General features: G+C 41.0%; 14 protein-coding genes. All 14 read right to left on the bottom strand.

Features of this window, described 5'->3' with window-relative positions; translation table 11 throughout:
• Positions 1–118: 118 nt before the first annotated feature.
• The 14 genes from NW747_RS09900 to NW747_RS09965 all read right to left on the bottom strand — a co-directional run bounded on the left by NW747_RS09900 (position 119) and on the right by NW747_RS09965 (position 16,660).
• Positions 119–1,468, bottom strand: coding sequence for an O-antigen ligase family protein (locus NW747_RS09900; RefSeq protein ID WP_273187243.1), 1,350 nt, complete (start codon positions 1,466–1,468; stop codon positions 119–121).
• A 179-nt stretch (positions 1,469–1,647) separates the two neighbouring features.
• The gene (locus NW747_RS09905) at positions 1,648–3,138 is read right to left on the bottom strand and encodes an oligosaccharide flippase family protein (protein ID WP_273187245.1); all 1,491 of its coding nucleotides are present in this window, start codon (positions 3,136–3,138) and stop codon (positions 1,648–1,650) included.
• Positions 3,119–4,057 (bottom strand): glycosyltransferase family 2 protein, encoded by a 939-nt coding sequence (locus tag NW747_RS09910; protein ID WP_273187246.1) that lies wholly within the window; start codon positions 4,055–4,057, stop codon positions 3,119–3,121. The genes NW747_RS09905 and NW747_RS09910 overlap by 20 nt, the downstream gene beginning before the upstream one ends.
• 6 nt (positions 4,058–4,063) lie before the next feature.
• On the bottom strand, positions 4,064–4,861 hold the full coding sequence (locus tag NW747_RS09915) for a glycosyltransferase family 32 protein (protein WP_273187247.1): 798 nt from the start codon (positions 4,859–4,861) through the stop codon (positions 4,064–4,066).
• A gap of 51 nt (positions 4,862–4,912) precedes the next feature.
• Entirely contained in the window at positions 4,913–5,719 is an 807-nt protein-coding gene (locus tag NW747_RS09920) for a glycosyltransferase family 32 protein (RefSeq protein ID WP_273187248.1), read from the bottom strand.
• 46 nt (positions 5,720–5,765) lie between these two features.
• Positions 5,766–6,608, bottom strand: a complete 843-nt coding sequence (locus NW747_RS09925; protein WP_273187249.1) for a glycosyltransferase family 2 protein — start codon at positions 6,606–6,608, stop codon at positions 5,766–5,768.
• 9 nt (positions 6,609–6,617) lie between these two features.
• On the bottom strand, positions 6,618–7,691 hold the full coding sequence (locus NW747_RS09930) for a glycosyltransferase family 4 protein (protein WP_273187250.1): 1,074 nt from the start codon (positions 7,689–7,691) through the stop codon (positions 6,618–6,620).
• 6 nt (positions 7,692–7,697) lie between these two features.
• A complete protein-coding gene (locus tag NW747_RS09935; RefSeq protein WP_273187251.1) occupies positions 7,698–9,080 on the bottom strand; it encodes a mannose-1-phosphate guanylyltransferase/mannose-6-phosphate isomerase in 1,383 nt (460 codons plus the stop codon).
• Between the two features lie 48 nt (positions 9,081–9,128).
• Positions 9,129–10,112, bottom strand: coding sequence for a D-glycero-beta-D-manno-heptose-7-phosphate kinase (gene rfaE1, locus NW747_RS09940; RefSeq protein ID WP_273187253.1), 984 nt, complete (start codon positions 10,110–10,112; stop codon positions 9,129–9,131).
• 3 nt (positions 10,113–10,115) lie between these two features.
• Positions 10,116–10,649: a D-sedoheptulose-7-phosphate isomerase gene (locus NW747_RS09945; protein WP_273188287.1), complete on the bottom strand. Its 534-nt coding sequence runs from the start codon at positions 10,647–10,649 to the stop codon at positions 10,116–10,118.
• 7 nt (positions 10,650–10,656) lie between these two features.
• Positions 10,657–11,775, bottom strand: coding sequence for a glycosyltransferase family 9 protein (locus tag NW747_RS09950; RefSeq protein ID WP_273187255.1), 1,119 nt, complete (start codon positions 11,773–11,775; stop codon positions 10,657–10,659).
• Between the two features lie 77 nt (positions 11,776–11,852).
• Positions 11,853–13,289 carry an undecaprenyl-phosphate galactose phosphotransferase WbaP gene (gene wbaP, locus NW747_RS09955; protein ID WP_273187257.1) on the bottom strand — a complete coding sequence of 479 codons (1,437 nt, stop codon included), beginning with the start codon at positions 13,287–13,289 and terminating at the stop codon, positions 11,853–11,855.
• Positions 13,290–14,511: 1,222 nt separating this feature from the next.
• A complete protein-coding gene (locus tag NW747_RS09960; RefSeq protein ID WP_273187258.1) occupies positions 14,512–15,219 on the bottom strand; it encodes a hypothetical protein in 708 nt (235 codons plus the stop codon).
• Complete coding sequence (locus NW747_RS09965) at positions 15,212–16,660, bottom strand: AAA family ATPase (protein ID WP_273187260.1); 1,449 nt, start codon at positions 16,658–16,660, stop codon at positions 15,212–15,214. Before NW747_RS09965 ends, NW747_RS09960 begins: the two co-directional genes overlap by 8 nt.
• Positions 16,661–17,209 lie beyond the last annotated feature (549 nt).

Here is a 17,209-nt window from a genome sequence, read left to right on the forward strand (position 1 = left end):
ATAATGAATAGATATCTTTTTATAGTTATTTGTATCCAGTCTATCTACAATAAAACCCTAAAACTACTAAAAATATATAACTATTCTACCAAGTTTACACGCCGATATAGAAAAATAGTCAGTGCATGTACTTAGCATCATTAATGCAACAGAGTAGTAAACCGATTGTAATAGGATATGTATACCAGTACGGGCCTGATAACATTGCTGTTAACTGCCCGATTAAGACTATTAGCAAAATTGCAGGTATTGTTCGATTAATCAACTTTCTCTTGATCAATGAATAGATTAAATAAACAGGTGGAGTAACTAAAAGAATTAAACCAATGAGTCCACTGGTGGCTAAGCTTTCAGTGTACTGGTTTAAAATGAAAGAACCCATTTTAGTAATCCCCTTTTCTTTGGTATTCTTCATCCATGCACCAATTTCATCATTATCTTTCGCAAAATCAGGTAATACTTTTTCCATGTATAAAGATTCATATCCCTTCCCCACGCCAACAATTGGATGTTGAATTCCCACTTTTAAAGAAGAGATAGTCATACCATAACGTGCACCATTGGAACGTTTTCCAGTACCCGCTAATGACTCTACATTACGAGATATATAGTTACCTTGTTGAGAAAGAGTATCTCCGTTTTGGTGGTGATCAGATAAAGATCCCTGGGGTAAGAGCACCGGACCGAGGTTATAGATAAATAATCCAAATATGACAGATATAAGCATAATAATGAATGATTTCTTATATTTTTTTAATAAGAGATATCCTGCCATAAGGATAGTTTCAGCAATGAAAAGACACACTGCAGTCCGAGACTGTGTCATAATAATCATTAAGCAAAATGCTGCTAGTAAAAAAACTTTATACACAAGCTGGTACTTAGATTTATCAGGTACTAACATCATTAATGGATAGCAAAATGATCCAACGATACCGAAAGAGGAAGGTTCATCGAAGAGTGACCTAAGCTGCCCCCACCAAAGTAACGGAGGATGCCAGGCAGGTGGAACAGGTACATCATATATATATATATTTACATGCTTTAATATTTCTTCGCAAAATTCACTATTTGTCCACAGCCAAAGAATTTCAGGAATAGAATAAATGATACAAAAAGAAATGAGTATAATTACACTAATTACGCAAAGCTTGATTCCTCTCCTGAAATTGCTTTTAAATAAATAATAAGTAAATAAACTTCCCCCAATAGCAGGAAATAATTCTTCCTTGAAGTCCCTATATATAAACATAGTTGCTGAAGTTATAGAATCTAAATAATCATCTCCAACAAATGAAAATAAAACTTTTAACTTCCCAATCCAAGGTGCTGTTGACATATTTGTGTCTGCAAAAAACGGATATTGTAAACTCCCTATAATAATGCAAAAAATGGGCCAAATCCCATAAGCTAAAGCAAAACGCTTATATCTTTTTTCATTTGTTGCGACTTGTGAAGAATCCTCCATAAATTCATGACTCTTTATATGCTCTATGATCAAGAGAAGAATACCGATAAGGCAGCAAATAAATGGTAAAGAATGTAATGTGTTCACGAGCCGAAATCTAAGGGGAATATTTCCAAATGGCAAAAATATAATCATCCCCATGAAGCAGGCTTCCTGCAGCTTATGTAAAGTAATTTGATTCATTGAAGTTTCATTTTCCCCTTTTTATAAACCAATAAATAAGTGACGAATGCATACAATACAGTATATATAATAATTTTAAAGATGAGCACGAGTATATTAGATGCTGTCCAGATATAATTAATAAGTATTCCTAATATCAATACAGGAGCCATTACTAAAGCAATATAAAATATAGATTTCCAAAATTGAAATACTTCTAAATGTATGGTTTTATAGTAATAACAATTCATAATAAAATTTGATGCCAGAATCGAAAAAGCAGTTGCTACAGCACAGCCAAAGGCACCATACCGATTTCCGAAGTACACGCTTAGAATAATACTAAGGATTCCAGTAATCCCATAAACCCGTGCACGTATGCCATACATATCTTTAGCCTGTAAAATTGAAAGTCCAATATTTTGAATCATATCGATGGTGTATGGAATCATAATGATGAGTGCCATTTGCCATGCATCAGTAAATTCAGATCCAGCCCAAATATTTATAAATTCCCTTCCAAATATTATGAATCCAGTTAAAACCAAGCCATAAACAACAAATTGAAATCTTCCTATCTTTATAAAGATACTGGATACTTCTTTTTCTTTTCCAGGTGACAAAATTAATTGCGTAATTTTAGGTAAAAATACCCCACTGATTGCATAGGATAAAGACAAATAACTAGTATATATAATAGCTGCAATTGAATATATGGCAACTGATCCGGTCCCTGAAATTATTCCCAATATAACCTGGTTCGATTTTAAAAAAATCTGATCTACAATAGAAACAACAAAGGTACTAGTCATTAAATCTTTAAGCCGGGCTAGTATCCCAAAATCAAATGGTGTATGCCAAATAGATATTTTTATTTGAAGCATTCGGCGACAATATATATATCGAACCATCGTCAATATCAAATTAATAACCGTCATAACAAGTGCTACTGCAAATGCAGTAGGCCATGCATTTATAACTGCTATAACTGCTACAGGTTGAAAAACCAGCTGAACTGTTTCCATACTTTTCAAAAATAGAAAGTTTTCATTTGCTGTAATAATCGCCCTGTACAGCATACCAAGCAACGTGATAACAATATTAATTAATAGAAGGACAAATATACTTTTAGCATCGATAATTTCCTGGGGGGTTAGTCCATTTTTAAATATCACATCAAATAAGGAATAAATGATTCCACCAATCATAATAGTAAAAAGTGAAATACATATGTAGACTTTTTGAACGGTAGCAAGAAAAGTCTGGAATATATTAGAGGACTTCTGATAATAGTATATATAAAATCGAATAACAGCAGTTGATAAACCAAAATCCATAATGCTAAAGTACGCAATCAGAGATCCCATTAATTGATAAATACCAAATTGTGAGGTTCCTAGATACGATAGCAAAAGTGGTACATAAACAAAGCCCAGCAGTGCTTGCAAGACTGTATTTACATATGATAACGCAGTTCCTACTTTTCTCTCATTTTCCTTGCTTCTCATTCGATATATTTATTTTCCTTCTATATAAAAATCCGCATGGTACACCAAAAAAAACGCCGAGCAAATTTAGGGCTGGAGATATTCTTCGATTTTCAAAGTGCATTGCGTTAAATGCCTTTTCTATTTGGTCAAGCTTCAGGTGGAAACAATAAATCCATCCATAATATTTAATAACGCCTTTTAATTTAGTAAGAAAATTGTCAGTGAATAGATTTAATACTTTTTTCTCTATGGCTGTTCCTATCGGATTTTTTATCTGAAGAGTAAATCCTGACTTTGTGTATCCATCCGGCTGATAAGTAAAATAATAAAAAATATCATTTTTTACCTTCATTGGTTTTTTAAATTGGAAATAAAGTACTATTTCAGTAACGAAACGCTCTCCTGGAAAAATGGGAAAGCTATATTTTTTTAATTCTTTAGTTATCCAGATTAATGCAGTTTCTCCTTTGTAATGATATTTTGCTCCTAGCTCAAATGTCATTACTAATGTGTTCTCTTTTGGCCAGTATGGAGAATTCGCATTAATATAGTTAGATTCCCCACCTCTCTTTGTACAGTAGCCCATAAACTTATCGGCACTTTTCTTATCCTTTTCCCAATAAGAATGGATAATTGATACCGCATTATCTGATAACGTGTCATCCGAATCTACACAAAAGAATAAGTCCGTCTCACACAGTTCAACAGCATGATTATGTGCCACGTGCTTTCCACCATTATTTTGATATACATATTGAATAGCAATTTGGTTATCTAGCACCCATTGCTTCACTAAGTTTTTAGTATTATCCTGTGAACCATCATCAATTATAAGCCAGCAAAAATCTTTATCAGTTTGCTTACATAATGAATTATACAAGCAAGGTAACAACTTTTCCCTATTGTACGTAGGCGTAAAAATAGTAAGAAATGGCATTTCAGTTCATCCTTTTTTTAGTTTATTAAAAAAGCGTTTCATTAATCCTTGCATACCACCAGTTTCATATGCAGCTAAGACTTTAGCCAAATTATATGAAAATGTATATGGAAGTAAATTATGATATTTAGAAAAATATTTACGTTTTGCTTCCTCGTACTCTCGTACATTAGCATCCCACCAGGATCCAGCAAAATGATGGATAGTATATGTATTTTTTGTAGGATTTACTTCTCCCGTTTCATAATATTTAGCACACAGGTAATCAAATGGAAGGATAACCATATTCTTACCAAAAAAAGTAATATCACCAGTAAGTTCTATATGGTATTTCTGTACTGTTAACTTCGAGATAACTGCAACATTTGTAGTCAAGTCATATTGTCCATTTTCCATTATAAAATGCCTATTGTCATAATTATGAAGCAACATACCAATCCATTCATTATGACGACAAGCACCCATTGTGCCCGTCGGGATATTCTTCTGCGACTCGTAACCGGATACTGCATTATATTTACGAAGCGGATCCAATGATTTTAACACTTCTACATCGGTATCCATATAAAACCCTCCTTCCTCAAAGAGAGCTTTCAATCGTACATAGTCAGTGACAAATGCCCATTTTTTAGCATCGTAAGCTTCCTTACAATAATTATTTTCGGCAATATCAAAATTCGATTCGTTCCATTCTTTAATTTCATAATCCGGACAATGTTTTCGCCAAGAATCTATATAATGCCTTACATCATTAGGCTTAGGATTACCACCAAACCAGCAATAATGAATTATTTTTGGTATCATAATAATACTCCTGCAGAGAGGAATAAGTTATGGATCATCTGAAAAAAATATTTATTTTGATCCTTTACCCCCCCCCATATAAAAATGAGATATTATTTTTCGTATAAGTCCAATCATTCCACCATCATCATATGCAATACGACATGAAGCTAATCTTTCTAAAGGCTTTTGAACCTGACGCAGATAGCGGCGTAAATAATAGGCTTTTCGTTCAGCCATACGCCTACTCGTTTCATCCTGCCAAGATGCTGCGTAATGATGAATAGCATAAGTTTCCTCATTCATCATAATCCAACCAGTTGTATAGTCTTTTGCAATAAAAGCCTCCATAGGAAATATAGCGATATTCCGGCTCAATATTTGTTTCATCCCATTACATTTCAAATTGTATTTTTTTACCAATAAATTAGTAAGAATCATGAGATTTGTAACCATATGGGAATCATTCCACTCAAAGCGTAAATGATCATAGGTCTCCAGCAAATCCGTTAGCAGGTCAAGATTCTTAACTGATCCAAAAGTTCCAATGGAAACTGCATCATCAGATTCGAAGCACATAAATGCATCGTATTCAAGTAAATTGTTAAAAGGCCTAATTAGCTCAACATCAGTATCCATATAGATCCCGCCATAATCATGTAGGATCTTAACTCTTGCATAATCTGCTACAAAAGCCCATCTCTTTTCTGCATATGCCTTTTTGCAGTAATCATTTTGATTAATATCAAAATTGGATTCATTCCATTCCTTAATTTCATATTTTGGACAGTATTTGCGCCAAGAAGCTATATATCTTTTAACGTCATCTGGCAGAGGTTTTCCACCAAACCAGCAGTAATGTATTATTTGGGGTATCATTTTGTTTTTACTAAGTCCTTATACATGCAAAGACAGCCAAAATTTGTCAAAATTTCGCTCTCATTCCTTGTAATCTACCACAAAACGTATTATACCTAATTCTTGATAGATGAGAATCATGCATAGCAAATGCTAAACATGCTCCACCAAAAGGTCTAATAAGCGCTTTTAATTTCGTGAACAATGGAAAATGATGTTTAGCAAGAACATATCCCATACCACATCCATATAGAAATGCCTTGTCAATTTCCTTATCATCTTTACTGCCAACTTCTTTAGGATGTATTATCTTAACTCGTGTATCATATTGTACATTAAAGTTGCAGTTCAATACCCGCGAAATATAATCTGTTTCTTCCCCTGACCCATATATGGTGCCACTACCTACTCCTAACTTTTCATCGAAAAATCCTACTTTTTCAATTACATTTTTCTTTATAAAAATTGAGATAGAAATAGCTGCATTCCAGACATTATTAAAACCTATCTTACTGCTGTTTTTCAAGTAGTTGCGCACTAAAAGATTTCCATCCGGGTCCAAGGGTTGCCCACTAACAACATCATAGGAAGAATGTGTGAAAATTTCATTAACTTCTTTTAGCGTACTTACTGCATACCAGCAATCGTCATCGGGAAATGCTACAATATCATTCAGTTTCTGCTTCATTCCCAAATTCCGAGCATGAGATAGCCCCTTTTCGTTGGTATGGATATACTGAATTGACATTCTATTTTTGTATTCGTTGTATATTTTAAACACTCGATTATCAGAATTCTGATCTACAATAATAACGTCAAATTCTTTATAACTCTGCATAAGCAAACTATCGAAAAGTCGTCTTATTTCATCTGACCTGCCTAAAGTGGCAACAATCAATGTAAAGTTCATGAGTTCTCCTTAAGTAATACTTTCTTCCATAATACGAGCATATGCTGCTGTACAAGAATCCCAGTCAAAAGATGGCTGGCTTATATCCTCTTTGACTGTCCTTTTTCTTAGACGAAATAGTAGCTGATTTGCTATGGAAGGCACATTCTCCGGTTCAAAATAAGAAACATGATCCCCATATATTTCATGAAGAACAGGGATATCGCTTACTGCAATATTTCTGCACCCTGCACTCATAGCTTCCAACGGAGGCAGGCCAAATCCCTCATACAGTGATGGAAAAGCAAATAAATCAGCGTAATGATAGTAATTCTTCAATTCTTCATTAGAAACGAAACCGGTAAAATGAATACGATTTCCCATGATTTCTGCCATTTTCGCTACTTCTGTATCACCAGTAATAAAGCCTTCCTTTTTCCCAACAATAATGAGATCTTGTGGAATCTGGCTTGCTATCAACTGAAAGGCTTTAACCAGTCGTCGCAGATTCTTATGTGGTTTAACATTACCTACAAATAAAATGTAAGGTTTTGGATAAATCCGATCAGCCTTTTCTAATGGAGAACTCCAAAATTTATCTACCCCATTATACACAACGCTAATTTTTTCCTCTGAAACCCCAGTATATTTTACTAGTTCATTTTTTGTAAACTGAGAGACACAGATGATATGCTTCGTTTTTTTCACCACTTCATGAAACATCAATTTAGCATACAACAGTTTATGGGGTCCCCCCACAAACTGTGGCATAGCAAGATGGAAAACATCATGAACTGTAGCAATCACAGGTCCCTGATAAAAGACTGGAATATTATAATGAGGCACCCAAAGCAGGTTACTATCCTTCGGTATAAGATAGGGAAGTTTAATTTGCTCCTGAATGGAATAGATAGGAGTATCTGAAGGAATGATTTCTACATTCGATTGATGGGCAAATTCAAACATGCCAAGTTCATTCGACGAACCGATAATGGAGAATATCCAGTCTGGATGAATTAAGACCAGCCTTTTCATCACATTCTGTATTACAGTACCAATGCCAGAGGAATTAACCATCCGACCATCTACGGTTATTCTCTTCATTATTTCTTACTCTCTTCCATAAGCATCATCAAAACGAACAATATCATCTTCACCCAAATACTTGCCATTTTGCACTTCTATAATGGCCAATGGAATCTTTCCTGGGTTTTCCAAACGATGTTTCACCCCAATAGGAATATAAGTGCTTTCATTTTCCCTAAAGATAACCGTATTATCTCCAAGTGTACATTTACCGGTACCACTGATAACAGTCCAGTGTTCACTCCTATGATAATGGAGCTGGAGACTCAGTTTTCCCCCCGGTTTAATTTCAATCCGCTTAACCTTATAACCTGGTCCCTCTGCAAGAATAGTATAACTCCCCCAAGGTCGGTACATGGTCACGTTTTCAGTGACTTCCTTACGTTTCTGTGCTTTCAGCTTCTCATAGATTTTCTTTACGTCTTGGGATTTCCCTTTCCGTGCTACTAAGAGTACGTCCGGTGTATCCACAACCATGAGATCCTTCAAGCCAATGCCACAAATTAAACGATTGCTCCCTAAAATCATAGTATTGTGACAGTCTTTGGTCAGGACATCACCACTGATGGCATCTCCATTTTTATCTTCCAAAACTTCTGAAATAGAGTCAAAGCTACCAATATCATTCCAGTAAATATCTTTCATCGGCAGGACTGCCATCCTGTCAGACTTCTCTGCCACCGCATAATCGATAGAAATATCAGGAAGGGATACAAAGCTCTTTACCATAGCTGCATATCCTTGTTTTGCAAGGTTATTGATATCGGAATTGTATTTTTCCATTTCATGTTGCATGGTATCAATGCGGAACATGAACATTCCACTATTCCATAAGTAAGAATCCGTCTGCAAGTAGGACTCTGCCGTTTCTTTATTCGGTTTTTCTTTAAAGCTTTCCACTGCAAATCCATTTGCCAACGGTTTCCCCTGATGGATGTAGCCATAGCCAGTTTCCGGTTTTGTCGGTACAATCCCCAGTGTTAAAATATACTGCTTCTGAACGAGTTCAATACCGGAACGAATCAACTGCTGGAATGCATCCTTGGGCTGGACCAGGTGGTCAGAAGGAGTTACGAAAAGGATTTCATCCCCATCACATCCCATCTCTTCCATGCAGTAATCCATGGCAAGTGCTATGGCAGGAGCTGTATTTCTTCCAATGGGTTCGCAGACAATATGTGCTCCTTCTGCATGAATTTCAGAAAGTTGCTGCTTTACAGTAAAAAGATATGTGGAATTGGTCAAAATCACCATATCACGCGGATCTACAAGACCTTCGAAGCGTTCAATAGCTTGCTGCAAAAGAGACTTATTACCGGCAATGTGAAGAAACTGCTTTGGGAAACATGTCCTAGATAAAGGAAATAAACGCGTTCCGCTGCCACCAGCAAGAATAATAATTTTCATTAGCAATCAATCTCCTACTATGAAGTATTAACAAAGTGTTTTAATATTTTATGCTAAGCTCTTTATAATTTCTTCCCTACTCACTGCGTATGTACCTACTTTACCAACGCCAATGCCAGCTGCCCGGTTCGCCATGGAAGCTGCTATTTCCAGAGAAAGACCACCGGTCACTCCCGCAGCAAACGCGGCAAGGACCGTATCTCCTGCGCCGGAAACATCGAATACTTCTTTGGCTTCTGTGGGGATGGTATGCTCTCTTGTGCCGGAAAGTACGGTCATTCCTTTTTCTGATCTGGTTACCACCATACGAGGGAGATGGTACTTTTCCATAATCTTTCTGGCAGCCTGCACTACGTCTTCATCTTCATTATTTACAGGATGGCCAATGATATCGCTCAGTTCTTTCACATTCGGTGTAATGCAGTCAGCCCCATCGTACTTATCCCAGTTCACGCCTTTAGGATCTACAAAAACGGGGATATTGCTTTCATGGGCTGCATGGATTACCTGCCGGCAAAGATCGGGTGTGCAAAAGCCTTTGTTGTAATCTGACAGGATAATGCCATCCACATGGCCCGACAAAATATGATGGACCAGCTTCATGGTATCCATTTCCTGTTCTTTAGAAAGGTCTTCTTTATCCTCAAAGTCAAGACGCAGCATCTGCTGGTGTCCGCCAAGGATACGAATCTTCGTAATCGTCCGCTGCTTGGTGGTAATGATGCCGCTCCGGTCAATCGATAATTCAGCCAAAAGGCTTTTCAGGATATCCCCATGATTATCTTCGCCAATGGCTCCGCTGATATAGACCTGACACCCCAGGCGGGAAAGATTATGAGCCACATTGGCTGCACCGCCGAGCTTATTTCTGATCCCTTTCACCAGATTCACGGGAACCGGCGCTTCCGGGGAAATACGGGTGACGGTACCGTAGAAGTACTGGTCCAGCATCAGGTCCCCCACCACCAGGATACGGCAGCGGTCCGCTTTGTTTTTCAGGAAATCCAGGATTTCCGCATTGTCCACTGCCATAGATCAATATTCCTCATCAATAAAAGAGCAGATAATATGGCCGGACAGGATATGGCATTCCTGAATCCGTGCGGTTACCGTAGAAGGTACCCGGAGTGTGATATCTGCCACTTCAGAAGAGCGGCTCTCTTTTTCTCCCGTAAAGGCAATGGTCCTGATGCCTTTAGCTTTCGCTTCCATAAAGGCTTCAATCACGTTTTTACTGTTACCGGATGTGGAAATGCCGATGAGCACATCCCCTTCCCGGCCAAGGCCTTCTACCTGTCTTTTGAAAACCACGTCATAGCCATAGTCATTTCCTACGGCAGTGAGGATAGAGGTATCCGTCGTGAGGGCAATGGCAGGCAGGCTGATCCGTTCTTTATGGAACCGGCCCACGAATTCTGCCGCAATGTGCTGGCTGTCCGCAGCGCTTCCACCGTTGCCGCAGAGCATGATCTTGTGGCCACTCTTCAGGGCATCCCGGCAGGTTTCCGCAATCTTCCGGAGTGTGGGAATGCACTGTTCTTTAAACAGCTCCACGGTCTTCTGATGCATTTCTATTTCAGTTTTTATATCCATTTGCTTCCTCCATCGACACAATTTCATCCATCACCATATCCACCGTAATGTGCTTCATACAGATAGGGTCTTTACATTTCGATTCGAAGCCAAGGCTGATACAGGGCTGGCATTTCTCATGGGTCCAGATGTTCCGGGCACGATCAGAGAGGGGGCCCCACCTTTTCACAGAGGTAGCTCCGTGCAGGGCGATGAGAGGTACTCCCACCGCAGCGCCCATATGCATGATTCCTGTATTGACGGATACAAGGAATTCCGCATGGCCCAGTATATTTTCCATTTCTTTCAGGTTATAGCGGCCGGCACCGTTCATGGCTTTCACTCCGGCTGCCTGCAGGCGGCTGACTACCCCATCCGCATCGGCAGCATCTTCTTTGCCGCCGGAAAGAAGAATGGTATAGCCATATTTTTTGTAAATTCTCTTCCCCAGTTCCACCCATTTTTCTTTGTCCCACATACGGAGCAGCGTGCTGGATCCCGCAGGGTACAGATGGAAAACCACATATTTTCCATCCAGTATGGGTTCACCGCTGTAAGCAAAATGGGGATTGTAGGAATGGATATCCATGCCCGCTGCGCGGAGGATATTCCGGTAGTTTTCTACTTCATGGACATCGTCGGAATGAACGACTGCCTTATCATAAATATAATGGCGGTGCATTCCTTTCCTCTTGAAGCCCACCTTGAAGTCAGCATCCATGCAGTACGAAATCAATGCATTGATCCGCGCCCAGGGAGCAAAGTCAAAGAGGTAATCAAAATGCCCCAGCTTTCTGGCCTGGGCCAGAGAGGCAAGGGGATTTTTCATTTTGAACTCAAATACCCGGTCAATTCCACTCAAGGCCTTCGTCATGCCCAGATTGGACTTGGAGCAGATAAATGTAATTTTACTATCCGGATAGTCCGCCCTGATTTCCTGTATTACTGCTTCCATCAAAATGGTATCCCCCATGGCCGCCGTTTTCAGAAGGGCTATGGATGGATTCTTCCCGGCATAGGGAGCAAACTTTCTCTTTTTATGAAATAAGCCAAGGCCAAACAGTAATGGACATCCTATGTACCTGTCCATTTTCTTCATAAGCTTATTGTTACGTTCTTTCAATGAAACCTGTCCTCTACAATTCCTGTCAAAATTCTGTATATGCAATCCCATGCGCAGTAAAAGAATGGATGCTTCCGTCAGTAGGCCCCTTCATGATGAACAACGACTGCCACCGTTCTCCACAGGAGAACGAGGTCCAGCCACAGATTCCAGTTGTGGACGTACCAGCTGTCCATCTGCACACGCTCGGGGTAAGAGATATCGCTTCTGCCGCTTGTCTGCCACATGCCGGTGATACCAGGAAGGACAGCGTAATATTCTGCAATATATTTTCCATAACGAGGAACTTCCGCCTGCACGATGGGCCGGGGTCCTACGAGGCTCATTTCTCCTTTCAGCACGTTCCAGAGCTGGGGGAGTTCGTCGAGGCTGGTCTTTCGGAGGAAGGCGCCGCTCTTTGTGATGCGGGGGTCGTCTTTCAGTTTGAATTCTTTATCCCATTCCGCTTTAGCCGCCGGGTCGGTAGCCAGGAGGTGCTCCAGCACTTCTTTCGAGTTTACGCACATGGAGCGGAATTTGTAGCAGTTGAATTCTTTTCCGTTTTTCCCTACCCGCCGATGCTTAAAAATGACGGGGCCCGGGGAGTCGTGATAGACCCAGATGGCAATGGCCAGAAGGATGGGCGATATGAGGATGCCGCCGCAGATGGTAGCCACGATATCGAAGATTCGTTTCAGCAGCTGGTTCCAGGGGCTGGCCAGGTTATTCCGGATGTGGAGGACCATGATTTTCGCATCGAAGAAGGATTCTGCAGTTACATTGGACATGGGGACAGCCACCAGATTCGGAACCACGTCTACCTGTTTCACCAGAGACTGGGCGCGGTAAATAAGGTCTGACAGATCATCCTGGGGAAGCCCCGGCGCTGCGATGAGTACCGTGCGGACCCCTGTTTCCTGAATGACTGTTTCCATATCATCAAATCCACCCAGCACAGAAAATCCATGGATGGGAATGTTGACGGGATGCCGGTCTTCCAGAAATCCCACCACCCGATAGCGCATGCCGGAGTCACGAAGGATCTGCTGTACCACCAGCTCCGCCGTCTTTCCGGCACCTACGATAAGTACGGGAATCTGGAAAGCTTTCACCTGCTTCATCACTTTGCTTAATACCACACGCAGCACTGCCATCAGCGTAAAGGCCAGAATGGTGTAGAGAACCACAAAGAGGCGGGATACCTGTCCTGAGACCTGGGCAAAGAACATGAGGATAATGCCCAGCACCGTGCCTTCCAGGCACGCAAAAAAGAGACGCTCCACCATACGATATATGAGCATGCGTCTCCCGTAGAGTCCGCTATAGAAATTGAAAAACATAAAAACCAGCGGCAGCCACAGGAAAAGATAGCCTTCAGCCACCTGAAAGGTGCTGTAGGTCATGATACAGTTCCTGATATACACTGCCAGTATCCCTGCCACTGCCAGGGCGGCATAGTCGCCCAAGGCAAAAATAAGAGACGGTATCAGTCTCCCGTCTGCATTCTGCTTCGCTTCATGTATATGATGATCCATAAATTCCCCCGGATTGTTCTCTATGTCTAGTCTATTCTTAGTGAATGTAGATATTATATCACAATTGAGGAAGGGGGAGGAAAGAGATTTGAGATTTGAGATTTGAGGATGTAGAGACAATTAAACGGGAGACGTCAGACGGTCAGACAATCAGACTTCAGACTGGCAGTGCGCCTTGGAACGTATACTCCACTTATGACAGGAATTTAGTGCAGGGAGATTTCTCGACTCCGCTTCGCTTCGCTCGAAATGACGTGGCGAGAGAGAGCTCAGCTGTCCGCCATCCGCTGTTCGCTTACCGTGGGGAAAAAGATGGTTTTGAGAATTGAGACATTGGACACACCTTCGGTGTGAGGGTTGACGGGGCTTCGCCCCGAGGATGGTCTTTATTTATAAAATCGGTGTTTTTTTTGATCAGATACGCTGTTCATTTATAAAAACAAGCATTTTTGTAAATGAAAGCAGCTTCGTTTATAAAAATAGCATTTTTTATAAATAAGAGCAAGAGAGCTTTGAGGATTAAGGTTTGTTCTGCCACTGTGGAGGTCCTGCATAGGACCTCCAAGTGGGGCGAAGTAAGGCTGAGGAGAACGATGGTGAGTTTCAATGGTATGTTTACCCTCGTACACCCTTTTGCCACTACGTGGCATTTCCCCTCAAGGGGAAACGAGAAATTCAGAGGCGCTTTCCTTTTGCCGCCCCACCGAACTGCGGGCGGAAAGGTGGTACGCAGTACCAAAAGGGGGAGACGGCGCAAGCCGTCAGACGATAGATGATAGACGAGGAAGAGATTTGAGGTTTGAGGATGTAGAGACAATCAGACGGGAGCCGTCAGACGGTCAGGCAATCAGACTTCAGACGGGCCCTTCGGGCCTTTCGTGGGCGGCCTTTACAATCATAGAGGGCCGCCTCTTTTGGTAAAATCATACAACCGCGCCTTTGGCGCGAAAGGAAAACATGCCGACCAGGCTGCGCCTGTAGGAAATGCACCCCTATCCCCGCTGCGCGGTACTTCCACCCGGAGGGGGAAGTTTGCTCTCCACTCAGTATTTGCCCTCATAAGCAACGCAAGGCATAGCGCCGGTAAAAGTGCCCCCTCCGGGGGAAAGGTGGTGCGTTAGCACCAAAAGGGGTGTATTTCCAGCGGACGAAGTCCGGTTTTGCGGTTTTCCCCTCGCCCCTTGAGGCGGTTTTAATGGTTTTTACCATAAGTGGCTCGTCTTTATTGACTATTTATACTCTCGTAGCCGAATGAGCCGTGGAAGCATAAGGCCAGATTGGAGTGACGTTCCAGTGAATGCTTTCCGCTTTTGATAAAATCCCAGCTTTCTCTATATGATTCATCTATATAAACAGCTTTGGATGTCATTAATTGGATGAAGTATTCCGGTTTGTTCATACAGTGTTCTGCAAAATCATAGGATAATTGTTCTTTTTCATCATCTGATAGATTGATGCGATTATGAAGGACGTGTTCGAGGTTTGATGACATATAGTATACGCTGTAGGATAATCCTCCTATTTTATGAGTATCAAGCAGTTTTTGGACATTTTGTTGCTTTATATGGTTTCTTCGGCAGAGGTTTTGTTTTGAGCTGCATCTGATGTTATCTTCTGAATAAACAATCTGACTGCAGTCAGGGGCTTCTTGAACTAAATCGTCGGGAATAAAGGCTCCATCCGTATCAATAATATGGACGATTCTAAGGATGTTGCTTTTCGTAAGAAATTTTTTGTTACAAAATGCTCTGATTTCTTCATGAAGCCTTTTGATTATATTCCTGTTTGTGATGGTCCTATCCGATGTGATATCTCCATGCATAACCAGGGGTTCTATCCGGCTTGATGAAAAAATATACTTTAAGGAGCCGGCAAGTGATGTATCGTCTGAAGGGCCTTCCAAAATGAAAATCATGGCTTTTTTACGCATTGGGTTTGCCCCCTTTGGGATTTAACCTGCGTTCTTCTTCCTGCATTCCGGCCTTGCGGAATGCTGCTGCAATTTTATAATTTTCTGTTTCATCATATAATGTGTAATGATCGTTTCCTAAAATAATATTTCTGTAATAGCTGCTGCGCAGGTTATTGGAGCGTTTCATATTTCTGATTCGAATATATCGCTCATCGGGATCTGTTGTGGTAAAAGCGGTGCACAGAGTCGGCAAGGTTTCCAGAGGCCTCAGGTTATGGGATGTAAAAATCAGCTGGCCTTTTCCTCTTTCCTGAATGATGGACAGGAGCTCCCCCAAAAGGTATTCAAAGATACCGGAATCCAATTCATCCACTGCCACGGTCATAGACGGTCTATTATAAATTTCTATAAAGAGCTGCAGGACGGAGACGATTTTCTTAATACCATCCGATTCATAAACCAACGGAATTTCTCGGTCATTGCGACAGGAGGTCAGCCCTATCCTGATTCCTTCCATATGCGTTTTACCCACAAAGGCAGTGCCCAAATCGTGAACTCCTATGGTCAATCCAGGGATGAGCGTCTGGAGGACGATGTTCATATAACCAATCATTTCAGATAGGACACGAAACATATCTTTTGGAATGACCGGCGGTTTATTTATCGGAAGCAGTGTTTGCCCAATGGCGCTTCCTTCCAGATGGAATGCAAAGGGAAGCCCGGATAAACTGATGATCCCGTTCATATCTGTTTTCATGACAAATAACTCGAAGTTTCCAAATCGCACCAGGGAGTCAAGCAATAACCGATAAATTTCGGCATTTTTATTTTTACGTATGAAGGAAAGAAGTTCTGAAGAGAAAAGGAAGGATTTCCCCAGCTTCAATGCCATCCCTTTATCCCCCATGAGCTGTATATAGGCAGTTTTATCGTCAATGAGAAGGTCATATTTAGCTTTGGGCAGAAATACGGCTTTATTTGATTTTGTATTCATGACGGTGGTCATAGGACATTTTAAAGATTCCGTTTCTACCGCGCATTTCAATTCTTCATCAAAAATCACAGGGCGATACTGTACTGTGTCTTCCTCGGTCTCGCTAAAAGCCTCTACATTGGAATCCGGCAGTGCGGCCTCTTTTCTTAATTTAAATGTATATTTTACCCTGTAATGTATATTGCCTGCTGATACTATGAAATGAAATGACAGGACAGCACACTCAGCACCATACATAATGTATCCTGCATATTGATTATCTAAGATTCTCCCAGACAGCGCCTGCTTCAAAATATTCAGTGAATCTATGAATGCTGTCTTTCCGGAACCATTTTGTCCAAAAATGCCCAGCACAGAGGACTTAAAGCCTTCGGGCTGCAATAATAAGTTAATGCTTCCATGCCTGACATTTTTAAAATTCCATAGTTCCACATAAGTAATGCGCACCATATCTCCCTTTGCCATCTTTGCATTTCCTCCTATATACCGGTACTTGCTGGTATCATCATAAATAATTTTACATTTTTCGTCAATATATTTAACAAAAAAGAATAAAAAATATCTATTTTAAAAAGTTTACATCTAAGGGGGGAAGTAGAAATTTGAAATCCTTATTGTGCCACTGCTTGCGAGCGGAAAGGTGGTACGCAGTACCAAAGGGGCCGAGACCGCAGGTCTCGTGAGGTTCAGAGTGTGGACGGGCCTGCGGCCCGAAGGTTATGGCCTGCTGACGCAGGCAGGTTGTATAGAAGGGTTGCGGAAAAAAGGTTCTTAAGATAGATGGGCCCTTGGGGCCCTTGGGGCCCATGGGTCCGTAAGTTTGACGGGGCCTTTAGCCCCGAGGGTTGTGGATTGCCCTTGGACACACCTTCGGTGTGAGGGTTCTTAAGATGGACCGGCCTGACGGCCGGAGGGTTCTTAAGTTTGACGGCCTTTCAGGCCGAGGGTTGTGGTATCGCCCGCAGGGCGATGAGTATGAAGTCAGCGTTACGGGATTGGCTGTCTGTGTCATAT

This window comes from Dialister succinatiphilus, assembly GCF_928721695.1.
In the GTDB taxonomy this organism is placed as follows: domain Bacteria; phylum Bacillota; class Negativicutes; order Veillonellales; family Dialisteraceae; genus Dialister; species Dialister succinatiphilus.

Bases quoted from the DNA above. Each gene is read 5' to 3' on its own strand.
- NW747_RS09900 (WP_273187243.1), bottom strand. From the start codon at position 1,468: ATGGAGGATTCTTCACAAGTCGCAACAAATGAAAAAAGATATAAGCGT.
- NW747_RS09905 (WP_273187245.1), bottom strand. From the start codon at position 3,138: ATGAGAAGCAAGGAAAATGAGAGAAAAGTAGGAACTGCGTTATCATAT.
- NW747_RS09910 (WP_273187246.1), bottom strand. From the start codon at position 4,057: ATGCCATTTCTTACTATTTTTACGCCTACGTACAATAGGGAAAAGTTG.
- NW747_RS09915 (WP_273187247.1), bottom strand. From the start codon at position 4,861: ATGATACCAAAAATAATTCATTATTGCTGGTTTGGTGGTAATCCTAAG.
- NW747_RS09920 (WP_273187248.1), bottom strand. From the start codon at position 5,719: ATGATACCCCAAATAATACATTACTGCTGGTTTGGTGGAAAACCTCTG.
- NW747_RS09925 (WP_273187249.1), bottom strand. From the start codon at position 6,608: ATGAACTTTACATTGATTGTTGCCACTTTAGGCAGGTCAGATGAAATA.
- NW747_RS09930 (WP_273187250.1), bottom strand. From the start codon at position 7,691: ATGAAGAGAATAACCGTAGATGGTCGGATGGTTAATTCCTCTGGCATT.
- NW747_RS09935 (WP_273187251.1), bottom strand. From the start codon at position 9,080: ATGAAAATTATTATTCTTGCTGGTGGCAGCGGAACGCGTTTATTTCCT.
- rfaE1 (WP_273187253.1), bottom strand. From the start codon at position 10,112: ATGGCAGTGGACAATGCGGAAATCCTGGATTTCCTGAAAAACAAAGCG.
- NW747_RS09945 (WP_273188287.1), bottom strand. From the start codon at position 10,649: ATGCATCAGAAGACCGTGGAGCTGTTTAAAGAACAGTGCATTCCCACA.
- wbaP (WP_273187257.1), bottom strand. From the start codon at position 13,289: ATGGATCATCATATACATGAAGCGAAGCAGAATGCAGACGGGAGACTG.
- NW747_RS09960 (WP_273187258.1), bottom strand. From the start codon at position 15,219: ATGCGTAAAAAAGCCATGATTTTCATTTTGGAAGGCCCTTCAGACGAT.
- NW747_RS09965 (WP_273187260.1), bottom strand. From the start codon at position 16,660: ATGGCAAAGGGAGATATGGTGCGCATTACTTATGTGGAACTATGGAAT.